The sequence below is a fragment of the Photobacterium rosenbergii genome, from assembly GCF_033022775.1.
Lineage (GTDB): Bacteria > Pseudomonadota > Gammaproteobacteria > Enterobacterales > Vibrionaceae > Photobacterium > Photobacterium rosenbergii_A.
In genome coordinates this window covers 1-21711 of sequence record NZ_JAWJZI010000032.1, presented here as the reverse complement: position 1 = coordinate 21711, position 21711 = coordinate 1, and the positions used below count along the sequence as shown (strand labels likewise).

The window sequence follows — 21711 nt, the reverse complement described above, 5'->3', positions numbered from 1 at the left end:
ATATAGAATTAAGAAAGGAAGAAAGACATGGCTGCAAAAGACGTTAAATTTGGTAACGACGCACGTGTTAAAATGCTGGAAGGTGTCAACGTTCTGGCTGACGCAGTAAAAGTAACCCTGGGCCCTAAAGGCCGTAACGTGGTACTGGACAAGTCATTCGGTGCACCGACTATCACTAAAGACGGTGTATCTGTTGCGCGTGAAATCGAGCTGGAAGACAAGTTCCAGAACATGGGCGCACAAATGGTTAAAGAAGTTGCCTCGCAAGCGAACGATGCGGCGGGTGACGGTACCACAACGGCAACAGTACTGGCGCAGGCTATCGTAAACGAAGGCCTGAAGGCGGTTGCTGCGGGTATGAACCCAATGGATCTGAAGCGCGGTATCGACAAAGCCGTTGTTGCTGCGGTTGAAGAGCTAAAAGCACTGTCTGTGCCATGTGCAGACACCAAAGCGATTGCCCAGGTTGGTACTATCTCTGCTAACTCTGATGCGACCGTTGGTAACATCATTGCAGAAGCGATGGAAAAAGTAGGCCGTGATGGCGTTATCACTGTTGAAGAAGGCCAAGCGCTGCACGATGAGCTAGACGTGGTTGAAGGTATGCAGTTCGACCGTGGCTACCTGTCTCCTTACTTCATCAACAACCAGGAAGCGGGCAGCGTTGATCTGGAAAACCCATTCATCCTGCTAATCGACAAGAAAGTATCTAACATTCGCGAGCTGCTACCAGCACTTGAGGGTGTGGCTAAAGCGTCTCGTCCACTGCTTATCATTGCAGAAGACGTTGAAGGTGAAGCACTGGCAACGCTAGTTGTGAACAACATGCGTGGTATCGTGAAAGTGGCTGCGGTTAAAGCTCCTGGTTTCGGTGACCGCCGCAAAGCCATGCTACAAGACATCGCGGTACTGACTGCCGGTACTGTGATTTCTGAGGAAATCGGCCTTGAGCTAGAAAAAGTTCAGCTTGAAGACCTAGGCCAGGCGAAACGTGTTTCTATCACTAAAGAAAACACTACTATCATCGACGGTGCTGGCGAAGAAGAAATGATTGCCGGCCGTGTTGCCCAGATCCGCCAGCAAATCGAAGAAGCAACTTCAGACTACGACAAAGAGAAACTACAAGAGCGCGTTGCTAAGCTAGCTGGCGGTGTTGCAGTGATCAAAGTCGGTGCTGCGACTGAAGTTGAAATGAAAGAGAAGAAAGATCGCGTTGAAGATGCCCTACACGCAACCCGTGCAGCGGTAGAAGAAGGCGTAGTTGCTGGTGGTGGTGTTGCTCTTATCCGTGCAGCATCTAAAGTTGTAGACCTACAGGGTGACAACGAAGAGCAGAACGTAGGTATCCGAGTTGCACTGCGTGCAATGGAAGCGCCTATCCGTCAAATCACCAAGAACGCAGGCGACGAAGAGTCTGTAGTGGCGAACAACGTGAAAGCGGGTGAAGCAAACTACGGTTACAACGCTGCGACTGGCGAATACGGCGACATGATCGAAATGGGTATCCTAGACCCAACAAAAGTAACTCGTTCTGCACTGCAGTTCGCGGCTTCTGTTGCTGGCCTGATGATCACCACCGAAGCGATGGTTACAGACCTACCACAGAAAGACGCTCCTGCAATGCCTGATATGGGCGGCATGGGCGGCATGGGTGGCATGGGCGGTATGATGTAATACCCCTATCTCACTGAGATAGCAGTAAAATTTAAAAACGGAGGCGCAAGCCTCCGTTTTTTTATGGCTGGAATAAGGTGATATTACTTTGTAGGGGCGCATTTTTCCCATGACGAGCTTGTTATGGAAAAAGCTCAGAAAGCTGTACATTGTTTATATTGTTTAATATCAATTACTTATCGCTGGTCAGTTTATCTTGGGTGATCAGGGTTGATAATGTACTGCTTTTTGATGTCCAATACCGGAAAAGCTGAACGCGTTAAACATCAGAGAAGGGTGAGGCGATGAGGTTGCTTGAGCGTTAGTGTTTAATGCCGAAAGGCAAAGCAATTAGCTTGCTTGAGTTCACTTGGCAAAAAGCCAGAAAAGCTGCACATAAAGTAAATCGTTTAATATCAATATCTTATTTGTGTTATTTGATGGGGGCTTATAGTTCCCAATATGGTTCTGCTTTTAGCTGTTGTTTTGGCGAAAAGCTGTACGGGAAAAGCGGCTCTTTCCCTTAGTTCTGCTGGAAAATGGCTAAAACAGCAGAGCTGAGTTTGTCAGGGAAAAAGCCGAAAAAGCTGAACAGTTATTTATCTGTTATAAATCAGTTTCTTATCGTTAGTGCGGGAGATTTTAGAACTAGGTGGTTAAATTGCTCACCAAAAAGCAGCATTCAAGCTCTATCGCTGTACATGCCGAATGATGGCTTCTTCTTGCTGCTTGTTTTCTTGCGGCATGATCGATGCTCTCTCTAGTGTATTTTTCTCTGGGACGGCCTTGCTCAGTGTCGCTATATCCCCGGCAGCGTTCTCCGCTCCATCCAGCCTTTCATCTATTTCCTGGCGGTGGCGCTTTACCTTTTTCAGTTGGCGCCGATCGCTCAGGTGAGCGTGGACACCTTTGCGCAAGATACGCAGGCTATTTTCAAGCTTATCGACGCCAAGCAAAATCGCTACCACGATACCGGTCATCAGTACTGCCGTCTGGCCGTAACCTAAGCCGATGGTGATCCCGAGGGCGGCCAGCATCCACACTACGGCTGCTGAGGTAACACCATGGATTTGCCCGTCCCGGGTCATCATCACGCCGGCGCCCAAAAAGCCGATGCCGGTGATCACTTGCGCCATGACCCGGGAAATATCGGCATTGTTAGTCGATAACGTCTCACCCAGGGTAATGAAAAAGTAGGTTCCCATGATGATTAAGGTCGAGGTGCGGATCCCAACCGGTTTACCCCTGATTTGGCGCTCTACCCCGATCACCGTGCCGCAGATGGCGCACTGTAAAAGGGCAGGCCAGGCAAAGGGTGTTATATCAAGCCACATAATGGCGGTTGCTCCTGTCTTCGAATGTGTTGGCAGATGAAAAAAGCAGCCCGGGGGCTGCTTTCATCTGTGTTCTTTGTAAGCCGCTAGGCAAGAGGGAATTACTGGTGAGAATTACGGCGGCTTTTTTTGCCAGCATTTTTCTCTATATATTCCACAATCATCCCGGCGATGTCTTTGCCGGTCGCCCCTTCAATGCCTTCCAGGCCAGGTGAAGAGTTCACTTCCATCACCAGAGGTCCGCGGTTCGAGCGCAGCAAATCAACCCCGGCAACGCTGAGTCCCATGGCTTTAGCGGCCGCCACGGCGGTCTTGCGCTCTTCCGGCGTAATACGGATTAATGATGCACTGCCACCGCGGTGCAGGTTGGAGCGGAACTCGCCTTCTGCGCCTTGGCGTTTCATCGCTGCAATCACTTTGTCGCCGATTACAAAACAGCGGATATCGGCACCACCAGCTTCCTCGATGAATTCTTGCACCATGATGTTGGCTTTGAGCCCCATAAAGGCCTCAATCACACTCTCGGCCGCTTTTTGGGTCTCGGCCAATACCACACCAATGCCCTGCGTGCCTTCCAGCAGTTTTATCACCAGCGGCGCGCCGCCGACCATCTTGATCAGATCCGGCACATCGTCGGGTTTGCTGGCAAAGCCGGTAATTGGCATGCCGACGCCCTTGCGGCTGAGTAACTGTAGCGAGCGCAGCTTGTCCCGAGAACGCGAAATCGCAATCGATGGGTTCACCGAGAACACATCCATCATTTCGAACTGACGCAGTACCGAACAGCCGTAAAAAGTAATATCCGCACCGATACGCGGAATAATGGCATCAAAGCCAGTCAGATCTTGGCCTTCGAAGTGAATCGACGGCTTGACCGAGTTGATATTCATATAACAACGCAATGCGTTGATGATCACAGCTTCATGGCCGCGCTGTTCAATGGCTTCGCGCAGGCGGCGGGTTGAGTACAGGTTTTCGTTCTGGGAGAGAATGCCAATTTTCATTGCGTTACTCATTAATAAAGTGATGGATTGCCTGCAGGGCGTGAAGTTTGGCTGCCTTCCCCGCCAGCAGATTGGAGCGCGACTATGCGCTTACTTGGTTTAAAAAGCGAGCGATTTGGCGATGATCTTTTTTGATTGCCACCATCAAAAAATTTTCTCAAATCAATACTAATTTACCTACCATATTACTTTTGATTGTTCTAGGTTTGCTTGGTAAAAAGCGTGAAAAGCTGTACGCGATTTTAATTTGTTTAATATCAACGGTTTAGGTGTGAATTTTTAATTGGTCTATGGTTGCCAAAGTGCTTATTCAGGTTTTATCTGATCACAAGCTTATTTGCTGATCATGTTAGAAGTTTTGGCCAAGGAAATGACCTTTTGAGTTGTGGTGAGCTTGAAAGGTAAAAAGCTCGAAAAGCTGCACGAGAATAAATTGATTGAAAACAATAACTTACATGGCTTATGGTGAGTTCCGGCTTGAAGGTCGATATTGAGCACCTAAAAGGTGTTTGTTTGTTGTTTTGCTGTACGTTTGGTGGGGGTAGAAGCTTTAGGGACGACTGCAGTGCAAAACGGCACTGCAGTAGGTAATAGGAAGGCATTGGCTGTACTAAAGGTTACTCGAGATGCAAATCCAGCGGGGTTTTGCTGCGGCGGCCACCGATTTCCCGGGTCAGTTTCGGCACCAAATAGCCTGATACATTCTCCATCAGGCCAGCCATCAGCTGGCGGGCGGTGTGGTCGTCGACCATGAAGTGCGCTGCACCCTGGACTCTGTCCAACACATGGAGGTAGTAGGGCAGGATCCCGGCATCGAACAAGGTTTCACTGAGCTGGGTTAGGGCGGTGATAGAGTCGTTCACGCCTTTAAGCAGCACCCCTTGGTTAAGCAGGGTGACATCAGCCTGTTTAAGCGCCAGCATCGCCTGTTTCAGCTCACCATTGATTTCATTAGCGTGGTTGATGTGTGTAACCAGCACGGTCTGTAGGCGGCTCTCGGCCAGTATTTGGCATAGCTCAGGGGTGATACGCGATGGCAACACTACCGGCAGGCGGGAGTGGATACGCAGCCGCTTGATATGCGAAATAGCACCGATGGCATCGATCAGCCAGGCCATTTCGCTGTCTTTGGCCATCAGCGGATCGCCGCCGGACAGGATAATTTCGTTGATGTCGGGTTGGGCCGCGACATAATCCAGCGCGGCTTGCCAGTTGCGTTTGCCGCCCTGGTTGTCCTGATAGGGGAAATGGCGGCGGAAACAGTAGCGGCAATTGACCGCACAGCCACCCTTGACAATCATCAGCGCCCGGTTCTTGTATTTGTGCAGCAAGCCCGGAATGGCGTTGTCCTGCTCTTCGAGCGGATCCTGCGAGTAGCCCGGGTGAACCTCGAACTCTTCTGCCAGGGGCAATACCTGTCGCAATAACGGGTCATGGGGGTTGCCAACTTCCATTCTATCGACAAAGCTCAAAGGGACACGCAGCGCAAATAATTTCCGGGCCGCCAAGCCTTCTGCCCATGGGCTAGGATCGATTTTCAGGCTATTTAGCAGTTGAATCGGATCAGAAATCGCATTAGCAAGATCATTCAGCCAGTTTTGCTCAACAGATGAGGCGTTTCGGGTTATTATGTGCGGCATTAAATACAACTCGAAGATGTTAAGAGGATAAAAATGGCGTCTTTCAGCACCAATGAATTCCGCGGCGGAATGAAAATTATGCTAGATAATGAACCATGTGTCATTATCGAAAACGAATTTGTTAAGCCAGGCAAAGGCCAGGCGTTCAACCGCGTTAAAATCCGTAAGCTGCTTTCAGGCAAGGTACTGGAGAAGACTTTCAAGTCTGGTGAAAGCGTTGAAGCTGCAGACGTAATCGATACTGATCTTGATTACCTATACAACGACGGTGAGTTCTACCACTTCATGAACAATGAAACGTTCGAGCAGATCGCTGCTGACGTAAAAGCGGTAGGCGAGAACGCGAAGTGGTTGGTAGAAAACAACACTTGTACGCTAACACTGTGGAACGGCAACCCAATCGCCGTGACGCCGCCGAACTTCGTTGAGCTTGAAGTGACTGAAACCGATCCTGGCCTGAAAGGCGATACTCAGGGTACTGGTGGTAAGCCAGCGACGCTATCAACTGGCGCTGTGGTACGTGTACCGCTATTCATCGCTATCGGCGAAGTGATCAAGGTTGATACCCGTTCAGCTGAATACGTTGGCCGTGTGAAGTAATTCGCTTCCGGTTGTAAAAAAGGTCGCCTAGGCGGCCTTTTTTGTTTTTTAAACAAACACTTCTTGTAAATTTCGACTCACATTTTGACCTGTGTTGGATTCAAAGCGATAAGTGCATTGTTTTGCTTTCATTGGTGCCTTCTATTTTTTACCCTGAGCCATACAGTGGAATAATAACAAGTTGGTTTAGGAAATATGGATTTTAAGCCTGAGGCGCAGAATGCGCTCAAGAAAAAAGTGTCACTCCCCGTGGTTGGCGGGATCTTAGGGGCCGCCGCTCTGTTCGGTCTGGTCAACAACTCAGTGCTGATGACGGATGCGGGTTATACCTATGTGCACCAGAACAACCTGACCGGGGATCTGGATGTGTTCAACCAGCCCGGTATCCATTTTAGGATGCCGTTCCTGTCGAAAATCACCAAGTATGATCAGGTGATCACCGTCTCCTACGGCAATACCACCGGGGAGGACTTCTACCAGCGTCTACCGCCGATCCAGGTACGCTTTGCCGATACCTATGTCGGTGAAATCCCGGTGACTTTTCGCTTCAAGTTATCGCAAGATCCCGAGGCGATTATCAAGATGCACCGCGAGTTCCGCAACAACAGCAACCTGATTGATGCCCTGCTGGTGAAAAATGCCCGCAATGTGACTGTTATTACTGCCACCCAATACACCGGCGAGGAGTTCTTCCAGGGCGGTCTGAACCAGTTTAAGTCTAAGCTTGGTGATCAGCTGCGTGACGGTATCTACATGACCGAGCGCCGCCAGGTCGAGGTCGAGCAGATCGATTTGGCGCCGGTCGGGGTGAATCAGAATAACTCCAACCAGCTTCAGCGCACCCAGCAATTGGTATGGAAGACGGTACCGATGCTCGATGCTCAGGGCAATCCGAAGCGCCAGGACAACCCGTTGCGCCAGTACGGTATAGCCGTGACCCAGGTGACGATTGGCGATCCCAAGCCAGAGGGGCAGCTGGATAAGCTGCTGACCGACAAGAAGCGTCTGGTCGCAGACCGTATCCGCGCAATCCAGGAGCAGGAGACCTCGAAAGCCCAGGCGGAGACCGAGCAATTGCGCAAGGAAATCCAGCGTACCCGTGAAGTGCAGGATGCCCAGCGTAACAAGGAGCTGGCGATTATCTCGCAGCAGAAGGAGGTCGAGGTCGCCCGCCAGATCGCCGAGCGGGAGATTGTCGAGGTTGAGAAAAACAAGCGTTTGGCGGAAGTGGACAAGGAAAAAGAGCTGGCGATTGCCGAGGCGAACCTGGCTATCCAGAAAGCCAATGCCCTGTCGGCGGAGTATGAAGCCAAGGCGATTCTCGCCAAGGGGCGGGCGGAAGCAGAAATCCTCAAGGCCAAATACGATGCCTATGGCGCCAACCGCGACGTTTATCTGGCTGAGCTGAACCGTGATGTCTCAACCGCCTTGTACAATAACCTGAAGAACTACCATGTGGAGATGCCGAAAAACTACTTCGGTGGAGAGGGTGGCAAGATGACCACCAATCTGGATGTGATCACCGGCTTCGGCGCGCTGGGGATTTTGGAGCAGAACGAGAAACTGGCTAATCAAGTTAAGCAATAGTTACCTCAATCTGCAGGCATAAAAAAAGCACCGCGAGGCGGTGCTTTTTTCGATTCGTATCACGATTAGATCATGAAGACAAAAATCACAGCGAGTGCAGACACAAGGAATGCAGCCGCGTAGCATGCTACTTTACCTGCCACGCCGGTGTGGAATTTCAGGTCGTGCATACCGTGGTGCAAACGGTGCATCGCGTGCCACATTGGCAGAGCCAGGGTCGCGATAGTAAATAGGGCACCGATGAAGCTGGTGACGAAGCCAGAAACGCGCTCGTAGCTCATTGCTTCAGCGTCTAGCATGCCCAGTGGGACCATGATACCCAGTACCAGCACAGTCACAGGTGTCAGCATTGCAAACCAAGTACCGCCAGCACCGAACAGACCCCACCATACTGGTTCGTCAGAACGTTTAGGATTTAGATTAACCACGTGGCTCTCCTTAAACTAGAACTAGTACGAACAGTGAAATTGCAGCAACCGCAGCCCACTGAGATAGAACAACAACTTTCTTGTCCAGCGTTTTGCCTTTCAGTTTGATAGGCATAACCTGAGGCATCATGCTGAAGAAAGTCTGTGCGTGGAACAGGCTACCCGCTAGTGCCAGCACGTTCAGGATAACAACGACTGGGTTCGCCATGAACTCAAGCCAGCCAGCCCAAGCTTCAGGGCCTTTCACTAGGCTACCTAGACCGAAAGTCAGGCAGATAGTGAAGAAGATCAGTGGTAGTACAGTTGCTTCACGAACCATGTAGAAGCGGTAGAAAGGATGATCCTTCCACCAAGTGCGCTTCATTTCGCGAACGTAAGGTTTACGATTGCTCATCCTTATGCCTCCTGAGGTTTCATCATGGCGATAACGAAATCTTTAGAAGATTCCACTTTGCCTTGGTTAACCGCTGCTGCTGGATCTACGCTCTTCGGACAAACTTCAGAACAGTAGCCAACAAACGTACAGCCCCATGCACCGTTTTCACCGTTGATCAGCTTCATACGCTCATCAGAACCGTTGTCACGGCTGTCCAGGTTGTAGCGGTGTGCCAGGGTAAGTGCTGCAGGGCCGATGAACTCAGGGTTCAGACCGAACTGCGGACATGCTGCGTAGCAAAGGCCACAGTTGATACAACCTGCAAACTGCTTGTACTTCGCCATTTGCTCTGGCGTCTGGTTGTTTGGACCATCTTCAGGCTTGCGATCGTTGCCGATGATGTATGGCTTGATAGCTTCCAGACGCTCGATGAACGGCGTCATGTCAACTACAAGATCTTTCTCGATAGCGAAGTTAGACAGCGCTTCGATTTTCAGACCGTTCGGGTAGTCACGTAGGAAGGTCTTACAGGCCAGTTTTGGCACCTTGTTGACCATCATGCCGCAAGAACCACAGATTGCCATACGGCAAGACCAGCGGTAAGCCAGATCTTTGTCTAGGTTGTCCTTGATGTAACCCAGTGCATCAAGCACAGACATGGTTTCGTTAAACGGTACTTCGAACATTTCGAAGTATGGTTCTGCATCTTTCGCTGGGTCATAACGCAGAATTTCTACTTTTTGGATGCGATTGTCTGACATTACGCCTGCTCCCCTTTATTCTCTGCCGCTTCGGCTGCTTCTTTCGCTGCCGCTTCTTCTGCCGCTGCACCGTATAGACGGGCTTTTGGCTGAGACTTGGTGATTGTTACGTCGCTGTACTCGATACGAGGTGCGTCGTCACCGTTGTAGAACGCCAGTGTGTGTTTCAGGAAGTTCACGTCGTCACGCTCAGTGCAGCCATCGTCAAGACGCTGGTGCGCACCACGAGACTCTTTACGCTGGATAGCAGAGTGAGCCATGGCTTCAGCAACTTCTAGGCCGTAACCCACTTCGATTGCGTATAGCAAGTCAGTGTTGAATACTTTGCCTTTGTCTTTGATGCTGATGTTCTTGAAGCGAGCACGTAGTTCGGCTAGCTTGTCGATAGTCGCCTGCATCAGATCTTCTTGGCGGTAGATACCACAGCCAGCTTCCATGGAGTGACCCATTTCAGTGCGGATATCAGCCCAGTTCTCGTCGCCTTCTTGTGCCATTAGGGCATCAATACGGTCTTGAACTGCTTGAACCTGTGCTGTGATAGCAGCTTCGTTCCAGCCTTTGAATTCTTCAGCGCGTTTTGCCGCACCTTCACCCGCTAGGCGACCGAATACTACAAGCTCAGCCAGTGAGTTAGAACCTAGACGGTTAGCACCGTGTAGGCCAACAGAAGAACATTCACCCACGGCGAATAGGCCCTTGATGCGTGTTTCGTTGTGCTTGTCAGTCTCGATACCACCCATGGTGTAGTGAACCGTTGGACGGATTGGGATCGGTTCTTTGGCTGGGTCAACGTTAACGTAAGCTTTTGCCAGCTCACAGATGAACGGTAGACGCTCGTGCAGGTACTCTTCACCCAGGTGGCGAAGGTCAAGGTGTACCACGTCACCCAGTGGGTGCTTGATGGTGTTGCCTTTTTGCAGTTCGTGCCAGAATGCCTGGGAAACTTTGTCACGAGGACCTAGTTCCATGTATTTGTTCTTCGGCTGGCCAACTGGTGTTTCTGGGCCCATGCCGTAGTCTTGTAGGTAACGGTAGCCGTTCTTGTTGACGATGATACCGCCCTCACCACGACAACCTTCGGTCATCAGGATACCTGTACCTGGTAGGCCAGTTGGGTGGTACTGAACGAACTCCATGTCACGCAGAGGAACACCGTGGCGGAAGGCCATAGCCATGCCGTCACCGGTAACGATGCCGCCGTTGGTGTTACAGTTGTAAACACGACCAGCACCACCTGTTGCAAGTACAACAGACTTCGCTTTAATGCAGATCAACTCACCTTCGGCCATGTGGATAGCCACAAGACCCTGCACTTCACCTTCTTCAACCAGTAGGTCTACAACAAAGTATTCGTCGAATCGCTTGATCTGATCGTATTTGATAGACGTCTGGAATAGAGTGTGCAGCATGTGGAAGCCGGTTTTATCCGCGGCAAACCATGTGCGCTCAACCTTCATACCACCGAAGCGGCGTACGTTCACGTCACCATTTTCTTTACGGCTCCAAGGACAACCCCATTGCTCTAGCTGGGTCATCTCGCGGGTCGCGTTTTCTACGAAATATTCAACAACGTCCTGTTCACATAGCCAGTCACCACCGCCAACGGTGTCGTTGAAGTGGTTGTCCAAGCTATCCTCATCCTTGATGACGGCAGCGGAGCCACCCTCTGCAGCTACGGTATGAGAGCGCATTGGGTAAACTTTAGAAATAAGAGCAATTTCCAAGTCTGGGTTTGCTTCAGCAGCAGCGATGGCAGTACGAAGACCTGCACCACCCGCGCCGATTACAGCGATATCTGTGGTAATTGTTTTCACAGCTATCCTCCGGAGGTAAGACGATAAAATTTAAAAAAGTACGCCTGAGCGTACTTAACCTTGAAATCCTAAAGGCATTCTATGAAACAATATCGATAGAAAATTTGATTTAGACGCGGCTTTTTAAACGAAATAGCCCAAAAGTATAAGGTGATTACAGAAAGTGTGAGAGTTGTCACAATTTGTAATGTTTTATGGTTGTTAATTAATCGAAATAAAATGTGTGATTTGTTTCTGGCTCATTAAATATGTGTTTCGTGTTTTTTTGCTAAGTAGCTAAAAAAGCAGGCTTTATCTCGTAAGCAAATGGGTGCTTCTTTATTCAATGTTGTGTTAATGCGACCCTTGTGACTGGTTTGTTAATTTAATATTTGTTGTTGGTGTTTATTTTGCGAACGGCTTGGTTGGGGGTTGATCATAATCTTTCATAACATTTCATAACTATTCTTCCCTTCAATATATGCGTTCGGTTTGGCGGGTATTTAGCTGCTGATTTAGCACTGTGAGCGGGTGGGGAATGAGGTAAAATACGGCCTCAATCCACTCTATATTTGTTGAAGATCACAGGTTATGACAACCCATTGGCAACCCACGGCTCCGATCAGCCGTCTTAGGCAGCGTGCAGCGATCCTTGCGACGATCCGCGACTTCTTTGCTCAGCGTGAGGTGATGGAAGTTGATACCCCGGCGATGAGCCAGGCGACGGTAACGGATATCCATCTCCACACTTTCCAGACGACCTTTGTCGGCCCGGGCTATGCCGATGGCCAGCAGCTCTACCTGATGACCAGCCCTGAGTTCCACATGAAGCGTTTGCTAGCGGCTGGCAGTGGGCCTATCTACCAGATCTGCAAGTCATTCCGCAATGAAGAGTCAGGCCGTTTCCACAATCCGGAATTCACCATGTTGGAATGGTACCGTCCGGGCTTTGATCACCACGCCCTGATGGACGAGATGGATGACTTGCTGCAGTTGGTATTGAAATGTGGCCAAGCCGAGCGGATGACCTATCAGCAAGCCTTTGTTGATGTACTGGGAGTTTGCCCGTTGGAAGGCAGTATGGCTGATCTGAAGGTTGTCGCTGCTGGGTTGGGATTGGCGGATATCGCCGAGCCGGAGCAGGATCGCGATACCTTGCTGCAGTTGCTGTTCAGTGTGGGGGTCGAGCCGAAGATCGGTCAGCAAAGCCCGGCTTTTGTCTACGACTTCCCAGCGTCGCAGGCGGCCTTGGCCCAGATTAACCCGCAGGATAACCGGGTTGCTGAGCGTTTCGAGGTATATATCAAAGGGATTGAGTTGGCCAATGGCTTCCATGAGCTGTCCGATGGCGACGAGCAGTTGTCCCGCTTTGAGGCAGATAATCGCAAACGTCTGGAGATGGGATTAGCCCCACAGCCTATCGACATGCACTTGGTGTCGGCATTGCGTGCCGGGTTCCCGGATTGTGCCGGTGTCGCTTTGGGCGTGGATCGCTTGATCATGCTGTCGCTGGGCGTGGATCATATTGATCAAGTCAGTGCGTTTCCGATCACCATAGCCTAAATGCTGATCTTGAGACTGGGCTGCATATCCTAGCTGTTTTGCGAACAGCCAGACCAATGAACCGCGCGGCAAGATTGCCGCGCGGTTTGTTTCTGCAGGCAGAAAAGGTTCATATATCTGGTGGCAGGAGGGTATCGCTGCCGCGGCCAAAGCTGGGGGAACAGCCAGTATTGCTAGTGTTATCGTATCTCTCTTGTTTTGGTGTTGTCGCAGGGTAGGATTCCAAGGCGCCTTAACCAAACAGGTCAAAGCATAATCAAACCAAACCCTAAATGCAAATAATTATCACTTGTGATTAGTGTGTCACTATCATCATGGTGCCCAGCACCGCGATAATGGCACCGAGCCAGGCAGCTGCGGGTGGCCGCTGTCGGGTGTGCAGCCATAACAGTGGCAGGATCATGATCGGTGAGGTAGAGGAAAGCAGGGCTACCATGCCGACATCACCATCGCGCAGGGCATAGAGGATAAGGGTCATGCCAATCGCCATCGCCAGCAGGCCGTTGAGGGCAACTTGCCGCAAGATGCGCCAGTTTATCGACTGCAATGGCCGGGCGATCTGGGCACCGCTCAGACGCAACAATGAATGGGCAGAGAGTGCGCTGGCCATCCTGACCGCAGAGGCGGCAATGGGATCGACGGCGGTCTGCATGACGGGCTTGGCGATGATAGCGCCCAGCGACTGGCACAACGCGGCTGTCAGCCCAAGCACAATGGCAAATACCAGCGAGCCATGGTTGCCTTCCCAGTGTTGTTGCCGTTCATTGCTTGGCCGCTGACCGAACAAGATAGCGATAGCCACTCCGGTAAACACCGCCACACTGCCAACAAGCTTCCAGCCTTCTAGGGTTTCACCGAACAGCCATATCCCCAGCAGCGCCGAAAACACTGCATGGCAGGCAAACAGCAGACCGCCCCGACGGGGGCCGATACGGTTGAAGCAGGCAAACAGGGCGGTATCACCAATAAAAATGCCGATCACGCCGGATAGCATCATGATACTGGCATAGTCCCACTGCATGGTTGCCCAGCCGCCGTTGAACCAGGCCATGCTCGAGAGCATCACGGTGACGCAGGCCATCCGCCAGCGGCTATAGGCAAAGGCACCCAAATGGCGTGAAGGGGTGACGGAAATCAGGCTGCTGACCGCCCAGAGCAATGCGGCTGCCAGAGCCAGCCATTCGTAGTTCATGCTTATCCTTAACTAATGACGCGATATCCTTATTGGTGCTGGGTATCTTGAGGGATCTCGGCGATTGATGGCAAGGGGGTTGTCGGACAGGGCTTTTGTCGCAGGGAAGGGGAGCGTGAAGTGCCGGCGCTTTATTAAAAGCGCCGGGCTGAGTGGAAATGGGTAAAGATCTTATTCTAGGACAACCCGGGCATTGAGCGGTTGTAGTGGACGGGCATTGTCGCCCATCACCTGGTGCAAGCTGTCAATTTGCTGCTCGGTACCGGCTTGGGCTTCGCGCATCACAAACCAACGTACTCCTTCGCTGCATGGTGGGGTGGTGAGCGAGCCGTTAAAGCGGTAATACTCACGTTCCCGTGGCAGCAGATCGGCAGGATTTAAGGTCTCATTCAGAGGCTGCACCTGGTCTTTTTCTGGCACGGTCGCCAGCAAGCTGTTGAAGGCCTCGTTGCCCCTTGGGCCGGTCTTGAACATGGCCGCGACAACGGCGAGCTGGCCTTCGGCATTAGCGTGGACAAAATGCACTTCTAGCGGGAATTGCTTACCGGCAATATAGTTTTCCGATGGGGTATGGAAGTGGAACTGCTTGAGGTCGAAGGTTTGATCATCGATAACCAACTGGTTCTTGCCCTCGACATTGGCCTGCACGGTATGGCCATTGTTAATCACCTCGCGCACCTTGCCCTGGTAGTCTATTTGCAACGGTGTCAGTTCGGCCTTAACGGTTCGCTTGATATCGATTGGGGTTTGGTTAGCCCCTTCACCGCAGGTGGCAAAATGCTTGCCCCAGTTATCGACCCCGTTTTCGCCCTCATAGCTCCACTCGGCTGCTTGGGTACTGCCCATTGATGCTGCCGCCATGGCGAGCAGCACTACGTTAAGTGATGATAATTTCACTGTCGTTCCTCTCTTATTTTTCTGTTCAATTAGCCAACCTTCTTAGTGTAGAGGGTGGGGCTGGACTGTGGAGCAGTAGGCGCGGGATTTGGCAGCCATATCCAGTAATCGGAAAAATAATCGCGGGTTAGTGAAAACCTAGTTATTGATTTTGAGAGCTATTTCTAAAGAATGGCCCTAAAAAAACCGCCCTGGAAAGGCGGCTGTATTGGGGCGCTAATGAGAGGCAGCAAGCGCGGGGGGCTACACCTTGAAACGTGAAACGTCGCGGCACATGCTGGCAGCTGTAGTGTGCATTTCTTTGGCGCTTTCGGTCACCGCATCGGTTTGTACCGAGAGGTGATCGGACACATCCTTGATGGCCTGGGTATTGCGGCTGATGTCTTCGCTGACCGCGCGCTGCTCTTCGGCTGCGCTGGCGATTTGAGTAGCCATATCCGAGATTTCGCTGATGGCCTGGGTGATTTGGCTAAGGCTATCACTGGCGGCCTCGGCAAAACCGACACTCTCGCCGGCAAGGTTGGTACTGGCCTGCATGCTGTCGACGGCCTGATGGGTATTTTGCTGTAGGGTCTCGATCATCGCCCGGATTTCCTCGGTCGAGTCATGGGTGCGCTGGCTCAGTACCCGTACTTCATCGGCAACCACGGCAAAGCCTCGCCCTTGTTCGCCCGCCCGGGCGGCTTCGATGGCGGCGTTGAGCGCCAACAGGTTGGTCTGCTCGGCAATGCCCTGGATAGTCGACAGGATCTGATTGATGTTCTGGGCATTGCTCTCCAGTTCGTGGATCACATTAGCGGCATCCTGAACCTGCGTTGCCAGTGAGGTAATGGCGTTGCGGTTCTGGCTGATCACTTGCTGTCCCTGCTCGCAGGAGCTGGTGGAAGCCTGTGCCGCAGCTGCGGTCATTTCGGCATGGCTGGCCACCTCGGCCGACGTGGCGGACATTTCATGGATCGCCGTAGCAATTTGGTTGATGTCGTTCTGCTGCTCGTTCACCTTCTGGTTGGCTTGCACGGTTTGCTGGGCCGACAGTTCGGCCTGCTCGCCGAGGCGATCTGACTGAGTGACCACGCCTTTGATCATGGTCTGAAGCTGGCCGAGGAAACGGTTCATGTTATCGGCCAAGACGCCAATTTCATCCATTCTTTCAATATCAATGCGCTGGGTCAGATCGCCCTGGCCTTCCGCTAGTTGGGCAACCGACTCATTGAGGCGTGATAGCGGGCGAAGCAGATTGTTGATAATAAGAGTCGCAATCGCCGAAATCACAATATACAGACCGACTGAGGCCAATAGCACAAAGGTGATTTGCTCGCCGATAGAGGCAAAGGCCAAGTCTTTGTCTTCCACTAGAGCCAGGGTCCAATCGGTGCCAGCGATTGGGGTGGCATAGATCAACTTGTCGTTGCCGTCGCTGTCGAGATGGATGGTGTGGATGGTTGGGTTCGCAACCAAGCGCTGCAACAGCTGAGGGGTCAGCTCGCTATCAAGCTGGCTTAGCGGCTGTTGGCTGAGTGATTCATCGCGGTAGGCAACGATATTGTTGTTGCCGTCAACCAAGAAGGCAAATCCGTTGTTGTCCAGCTGCAGGTTGAGGACCTGGTCGATGATATCGGTAATGGTCAGATCCGCCGCCAGCACGCCACGGTGTTCTCCTTGGAAGGCCTTGGCAAAGCTGACGACCATGCTGCCGTCGAAATCCTCATAGGGCTCGGTCAGGATCAGGCCGCTCTGGCGCATGGCATCCTGGTACCAAGGTCGGGTGCGCGGATCATATCCCTCGGGCCAATCTTCGGTCTTGTCGCCATAGGCAATCGTGCCGTCATTGAACCCGGCGTAGACCGACAGAAACTGTCCGGCGCGTTTGGTCAGCAATAGCTCGCGGTCGACATTACCCTGGTTGGCGATCAGGCTTTCGTTGGCCAGCATCATATCGCTACGAATAGCGAGCCAGTCACTGATATTGCTGCTGGTGCCCTGGGCAATATCTCGCATCTGGTTATTGATGGCGGTGGTGGTCTCCTGCCGGAGCTGGGAGATGGAAATCCAGGCCTGTACGGCGCTGACCGTGGCGATGATCACAGCAATCGCCAGCTGTATTTTGTGTTTGATCGTTAGCTTCATGATTATCTCTCTCGGCTGCCTGATGTTGGTTTTGTATATATGAGGCATTCCCGGTGTGTTGATAGAGCGATGGTTACTTTGGGTACAGCAAAACACCCTAGACGGAGGTGAATAATCATCATAGATAATTCACATAAATAACGTGATCGGGTTAACAGAGTTATGTTGGGAGGGCATGGGAACAGTAAGGTTGTGTGAAGGCGGCGTATGCCGCCTTCACACTTTTATTGAGGGTTATTTATCAGGTTAACAGCATCGCGCCGAGGTAAACCACGGCAAGGCCAACTACACCGATGATCAGGCCGGTTTTGGCCATGTCTTTGCTTTCAATCAGACCTGTTGAGTAGGCCAGTGAGTTTGGCGGTGTCGATACCGGCAGGATCATACCGAGCGAGGCCGAGAAGGCCACGACCACCAATACGCCCTGCAGGCCACCCAGCGAAGCCAGGCTCTCCATCGATGCAGCAACGGCAGCAGCGATAGGGATCAACAGGTTAGCCGTCGCGGTATTGGACATGAAGTTTGCCATCAACCAACAGATAATCGACAGGGTCAGGACAACGGCAATTGGTGATAGGGCATCGTAATCCACTGCATGGGCAAGGGCGCGGGCCAGACCGGTCTTATCCAGTGCCAGGCCGATAGCGATACCACCTGCAACCAGCCACAGTACTTCCCAGTTGATCAGTTTGATTTCCTCTTTGCCCATGATCCCGGTCAGGGTGAACACCGCCAGCGGGATTATCGAGACCACATAGACATTCATGCCGTGCAGCGAGCTGGTCATCCACAGCAGGATGGTCAGGCCAAAGGTAATGTATACCACAATCGCCTGCCAGCTTTTCTGGAACTGGCCATTGAGCTCGAGCTGCATGTGGCTCTGGGTTGATGGGAACACCTTCTGCAGCAGCCACCAGGCAAAGGCCAGCTGCAGGATCACGAATGGTAGGCCGATCATCATCCAACCCAAAAAGCTGATGGCGTTCTCGCCGGTCAGGTACTGCAGGGCGATGGCGTTGGGCGGGGTACCGATAGGGGTGGCAATACCGCCGGTATTGGCCGCAATCGGGATACACAGCACCAGGGCCTTGATACCGATATCGCCTTTTGGCACCGAGGCAACGATAGGTGTCAGCAAGGCCAGCATCATTACCGTGGTAGCGGTATTGGACATGAACATCGAGAATACCGCGGTGATCAGCATCAGGCCGAGCATGATGTATTTCGGCTGGGTGCCAAAGGGTTTGAGCAGTACCCGTGCCAGGTTGTTGTCCAATTCATACTTGGAGGCGGCAATCGCCAGCGCGAACCCACCCATGAACAGGATAATGATAGGAGAAGAGAAAGAGCCGAGGATATCGGTGTACTTGAGCACTTCTCCCATCTCGTGCCCGGCTGGTGGGCTGCGGAAGGTATGCAGCCCGCTGTCGGAGATCATGATCAGCTGCGAGGTGATGATCAGGATCGAGGTGGCAAAGACGGGAACGGGCTCGAGTACCCATAACAGGGCTGCTAGGGCGAAGATGGCCAGCAGGCGATGTTGGGAAACGGTTAATTCAGCAATCGGAATCGCATCGATAGGCAGCATCAGTATCCCGAGCGGGATCCCGAATGCGACCAGCAGCTTAACTAGCTGGGACAAAGGTACTTTTTTCATAGTATGTTGGTTTGCTTATATTATTGACTGACCCCAGCATACTATTTGGATGTTGATATTTTCCTCGACATGGTCAATTTTTTGCATAAAAAAAGGGCCGCGAAAGCCCCTTTTTGTTCAAAAATGTTAACCGTTTAGGCTTCTGGCTGTTCACCCGATACGCGGGTTGCATAGGCGCTACCCATCTTGGTCGGTACACCTGCTTCCAAGCCGTCAATAAACTCGATGGCATTTTTCGGGAACAGGTTGATCACGGTAGAGCCCAGCTTGAAGCGGCCCATTTCATCCCCTTTTTTCAAGGTGATGGCCTGCTCGCCCTCGGCCGGGTAATTCCAGCGATGGATCTGCGGGCTGCGTGGAGGCGTGATGGTACCGGCCCACACGGTTTCAATGCTGCCAACAATGGTGGCACCGACCAGAACCTGTGCCATCGGACCGAACTCGGTATCGAAGATACAGACTACACGCTCGTTGCGGGCAAACAGGTTAGGCACGTTCTTCGCGGTCAGCGGATTGACCGAGAACAGCTCGCCCGGGACATAGACCATATGACGAAGCGTACCGTCGCACGGCATATGGACACGGTGGTAGTCCTTCGGCGAGAGGTACAGCGTGGCAAAGTGACCGTCCACGAACTCGTCTGCGAGCGCCTGGTCACCACCAAGTAGCTCAACCGCTTCGTAGGTGTGGCCTTTGGCCTGGATCAGCTCGCCGCCAGTGATTGGGCCCAGTTGGCTGACACAGGCGTCAGCTGGGTGGCTGATGGTCGCCGCATCGTCATTGATTGGGCGGGCGCCGTCTTTGAGCTCACGGACAAAGAAGTCGTTGAAGGTCGCGTAAGCCGCCGGATCTGAGTTACGTGCTTCATTCATATCAATGCCGTACTGGCGGATGAACCAGCGGATAACTGCGGTCGTTAACTTGCCAGCCTTCATAGAGGCAAGCTTGCCTGCGAGCTGGGTAAGGGTTTGCTTTGGCGCGCAGTACTGCAAGCCGATTTTGAAATTGTCGTGCACGGTATCGTCCAGAAACAGTGAGTTTTTCAACAAGATAGTTACGTAATTATAACGTCGGCTGGTAATAATACCTAACTTGTCGGGTAAAGTCAGTTACTTGCTGTCGTGGTTGCGGCTCCCTACAAAAAGGGAGCCGCCAGCGGTCAATCAGGCTTGTTGCGCGAAAACTGTCGGTTGGCGACATTCTCCGACATGCTGTCGATGATCTTGTGGTAGCTGTCGTAACGGGCCTGGTGGATCTTACCCTCCTCAACAGCTTCGCGAATAATGCAGCCCGGATCATTGCCGTGCTTGCAGTCGCGGAACTTGCAGCCGCCAAGGTAGTCGCGGAACTCAACAAAGGCTTCGGTCACCTGCTCCGGCTCGAGGTGCCACAGGCCAAATTCGCGTACCCCCGGAGAGTCAACCAGATCCCCTCCATCAGGGAAGTGATAAAGACGGGCTGCCGTTGTGGTGTGCTGACCTAGGCCGGAGTTTTCCGATACATCGCCAACTTCCGCATCGACTTCTGGCATCAGGGAATTAACCAGACTGGACTTGCCGACACCGGACTGGCCGGCAAATATGCTGATATGGCCTTTGAGATCTTCGCGCAAGCCATCCAGCCCTTCACCGGTTTCCGAGCTGACCAAACGAACTTCGTAGCCAATCTCTTGGTATAGCGACAGGGTGTCTTCGACCTGTTTGCGATCATCGGCTTCGAGCAGATCGACTTTGTTGAGTACGATCAGCGGCGGGATCCCCACGGTCTCGGCAGCGATCAGGTAGCGGTCAATGATATTGAGTGACAACTCGGGCAGAACGGCCGAGACAATGATGATCTGGTTAACGTTGGCCGCCACGGCTTTGACACCGTCATAGTAGTCGGGGCGGGTCAGCATCGACTCGCGTTCATGAACGGCTTCAACCACGCCGGCAATGCCCTGCAGGGCCTCAACGCCCGGACGCCAGACTACACGGTCGCCAGATACGAGGCTTTGGATGCTCCGGCGCAGGTTGCAGCGGTGGATGATCCCGGTTTCAGGATCTTCGACATCGGCATGCTGGCCGAAACGGGTGATCACCAAGCCTTCACGAGCTGACTCCAGCAGGGTTTCATCCCACTGGATATCATCTTTTTCGCGTTTCAGTCGTTTGTTTTGGTTAGAGCGCACGCGGCGGCTCTGACCTTTAGTAAGCTTTTTCTTTTTTGCCACAAGAATATCGTTCAGTTAAGTTGGCTTACGGTAATATACCGATGTGTCGCTTGCCGAAAAACCTGCAGTAGCAGCCTCGGCAATGACGCTAGTTTGGTATTATCATACATGGTTTACTCATAGAATAGGCAATATCCGATGATGATCAGCGATCAGAACCTAATTTGGATCGACTTAGAAATGACCGGGTTGGATCCCGAAACCCATAAAATCATTGAAATTGCGACAATTGTGACTGACGCGCAGCTCAATGTCCTAGCAGAAGGACCGGTGCTGGCGATTCACCAGCCTGAAGCCGAACTGACAAAGATGGATGAATGGTGCACCACGACCCACACCAACAGCGGTTTGGTTGAGCGGATCCGTAAGAGCCAGGTTAGCGAAGACGAAGCGGTACGCCAGACCATCGCCTTCCTGGAGCAGTGGGTGCCAAAAGGGGCATCACCAATTTGCGGTAACAGCATTGGCCAAGATCGCCGCTTCCTTTACAAGCACATGCCTGAGCTAGAGCAGTACTTCCATTACCGCTACTTGGATGTCAGTACCCTGAAAGAGTTGACCCGCCGCTGGAAACCAGAGGTGTTGGATGGTTTTAGCAAGAAGGGCAGCCACTTAGCGCTTGATGATATCCGCGACTCGATCGCCGAATTACGCTACTATCGTGAGCAGATCATGAAAATTTGATGAGGAAATAGACGGTTGGATGGGAAAGATCAAATTTTTTTTGAGATCTATTGCATCCGTCTCATTTCCTCGTATAATGCGCAGCCTCGAAAGGCAATTCTTAGTTTGGTTTGCCTTTCAATATAATACGGACGCGGGGTGGAGCAGCTTGGTAGCTCGTCGGGCTCATAACCCGAAGGTCGTCGGTTCAAATCCGGCCCCCG

At 52.1% G+C, this 21711-nt stretch carries 17 protein-coding genes and 1 pseudogene; 5 read left to right on the top strand and 13 right to left on the bottom strand.

The genetic code is table 11. The annotated features are described in order from the left end of the window. The first annotated feature begins 27 nt into the window (after positions 1 to 27). Positions 28 to 1674, top strand: a complete 1647-nt coding sequence (gene groL / locus R2X38_RS26025) for a chaperonin GroEL (protein WP_317525260.1) — start codon at positions 28 to 30, stop codon at positions 1672 to 1674. An 839-nt stretch (positions 1675 to 2513) separates the two neighbouring features. Here the strand turns inward: groL and R2X38_RS26020 are convergent. From R2X38_RS26020 to epmB, 3 genes and pseudogenes are all read right to left on the bottom strand, one after another. Beyond that, positions 2514 to 2987, bottom strand: a pseudogene (locus R2X38_RS26020) (MgtC/SapB family protein); the annotation flags it as partial. 101 nt (positions 2988 to 3088) lie between these two features. After that, positions 3089 to 3991, bottom strand: coding sequence for a 30S ribosomal protein S6--L-glutamate ligase (gene rimK / locus R2X38_RS26015; protein ID WP_039459779.1), 903 nt, complete (start codon positions 3989 to 3991; stop codon positions 3089 to 3091). A 617-nt stretch (positions 3992 to 4608) separates the two neighbouring features. Beyond that, a complete protein-coding gene (gene epmB, locus R2X38_RS26010) occupies positions 4609 to 5631 on the bottom strand; it encodes an EF-P beta-lysylation protein EpmB (RefSeq protein ID WP_317525259.1) in 1023 nt (340 codons plus the stop codon). 33 nt (positions 5632 to 5664) lie between these two features. Here epmB and efp point away from each other — a divergent pair, with 33 nt between their 5' ends. Further along, positions 5665 to 6231, top strand: coding sequence for an elongation factor P (efp, locus tag R2X38_RS26005; RefSeq protein WP_107301448.1), 567 nt, complete (start codon positions 5665 to 5667; stop codon positions 6229 to 6231). A 195-nt stretch (positions 6232 to 6426) separates the two neighbouring features. Beyond that, the gene (locus R2X38_RS26000; protein WP_317525258.1) at positions 6427 to 7818 is read left to right on the top strand and encodes an SPFH domain-containing protein; all 1392 of its coding nucleotides are present in this window, start codon (positions 6427 to 6429) and stop codon (positions 7816 to 7818) included. Positions 7819 to 7883: 65 nt separating this feature from the next. Here the strand turns inward: R2X38_RS26000 and frdD are convergent, their stop codons facing one another. Genes frdD through frdA form a run of 4 tightly spaced genes read right to left on the bottom strand, consistent with a single transcriptional unit; the run spans position 7884 to position 11197 of the window. Then, the gene (frdD, locus tag R2X38_RS25995) at positions 7884 to 8246 is read right to left on the bottom strand and encodes a fumarate reductase subunit FrdD (RefSeq protein ID WP_039458945.1); all 363 of its coding nucleotides are present in this window, start codon (positions 8244 to 8246) and stop codon (positions 7884 to 7886) included. A 10-nt stretch (positions 8247 to 8256) separates the two neighbouring features. After that, the gene (gene frdC, locus R2X38_RS25990; protein WP_317525256.1) at positions 8257 to 8640 is read right to left on the bottom strand and encodes a fumarate reductase subunit FrdC; all 384 of its coding nucleotides are present in this window, start codon (positions 8638 to 8640) and stop codon (positions 8257 to 8259) included. A gap of 2 nt (positions 8641 to 8642) precedes the next feature. Further along, positions 8643 to 9383 carry a succinate dehydrogenase/fumarate reductase iron-sulfur subunit gene (locus R2X38_RS25985; RefSeq protein ID WP_039458938.1) on the bottom strand — a complete coding sequence of 247 codons (741 nt, stop codon included), beginning with the start codon at positions 9381 to 9383 and terminating at the stop codon, positions 8643 to 8645. Further along, entirely contained in the window at positions 9383 to 11197 is a 1815-nt protein-coding gene (gene frdA, locus R2X38_RS25980) for a fumarate reductase (quinol) flavoprotein subunit (protein ID WP_317525255.1), read from the bottom strand. The genes R2X38_RS25985 and frdA overlap by 1 nt, the downstream gene beginning before the upstream one ends. 570 nt (positions 11198 to 11767) lie before the next feature. Here frdA and epmA point away from each other — a divergent pair. After that, positions 11768 to 12739 (top strand): elongation factor P--(R)-beta-lysine ligase, encoded by a 972-nt coding sequence (gene epmA, locus R2X38_RS25975; RefSeq protein WP_317525254.1) that lies wholly within the window; start codon positions 11768 to 11770, stop codon positions 12737 to 12739. Positions 12740 to 13034: 295 nt separating this feature from the next. Here epmA and R2X38_RS25970 read toward each other — a convergent pair whose 3' ends face one another. From R2X38_RS25970 to rsgA, 6 genes are all read right to left on the bottom strand, one after another. After that, positions 13035 to 13931, bottom strand: a complete 897-nt coding sequence (locus R2X38_RS25970) for a DMT family transporter (RefSeq protein ID WP_317525253.1) — start codon at positions 13929 to 13931, stop codon at positions 13035 to 13037. Positions 13932 to 14102: 171 nt separating this feature from the next. Continuing rightward, complete coding sequence (locus R2X38_RS25965) at positions 14103 to 14792, bottom strand: carbonic anhydrase family protein (protein WP_317525265.1); 690 nt, start codon at positions 14790 to 14792, stop codon at positions 14103 to 14105. A gap of 279 nt (positions 14793 to 15071) precedes the next feature. Further along, the gene (locus R2X38_RS25960) at positions 15072 to 16955 is read right to left on the bottom strand and encodes a methyl-accepting chemotaxis protein (RefSeq protein ID WP_317525252.1); all 1884 of its coding nucleotides are present in this window, start codon (positions 16953 to 16955) and stop codon (positions 15072 to 15074) included. A gap of 241 nt (positions 16956 to 17196) precedes the next feature. Then, complete coding sequence (locus R2X38_RS25955; RefSeq protein ID WP_317525251.1) at positions 17197 to 18612, bottom strand: SLC13 family permease; 1416 nt, start codon at positions 18610 to 18612, stop codon at positions 17197 to 17199. A 134-nt stretch (positions 18613 to 18746) separates the two neighbouring features. Then, complete coding sequence (asd, locus tag R2X38_RS25950; protein ID WP_317525264.1) at positions 18747 to 19628, bottom strand: archaetidylserine decarboxylase; 882 nt, start codon at positions 19626 to 19628, stop codon at positions 18747 to 18749. A 143-nt stretch (positions 19629 to 19771) separates the two neighbouring features. Continuing rightward, the gene (rsgA, locus tag R2X38_RS25945) at positions 19772 to 20824 is read right to left on the bottom strand and encodes a small ribosomal subunit biogenesis GTPase RsgA (RefSeq protein ID WP_317525250.1); all 1053 of its coding nucleotides are present in this window, start codon (positions 20822 to 20824) and stop codon (positions 19772 to 19774) included. Positions 20825 to 20962: 138 nt separating this feature from the next. Here rsgA and orn point away from each other — a divergent pair, with 138 nt between their 5' ends. Further along, positions 20963 to 21508, top strand: a complete 546-nt coding sequence (orn, locus tag R2X38_RS25940) for an oligoribonuclease (protein ID WP_317525249.1) — start codon at positions 20963 to 20965, stop codon at positions 21506 to 21508. Positions 21509 to 21711: the final 203 nt, after the last annotated feature.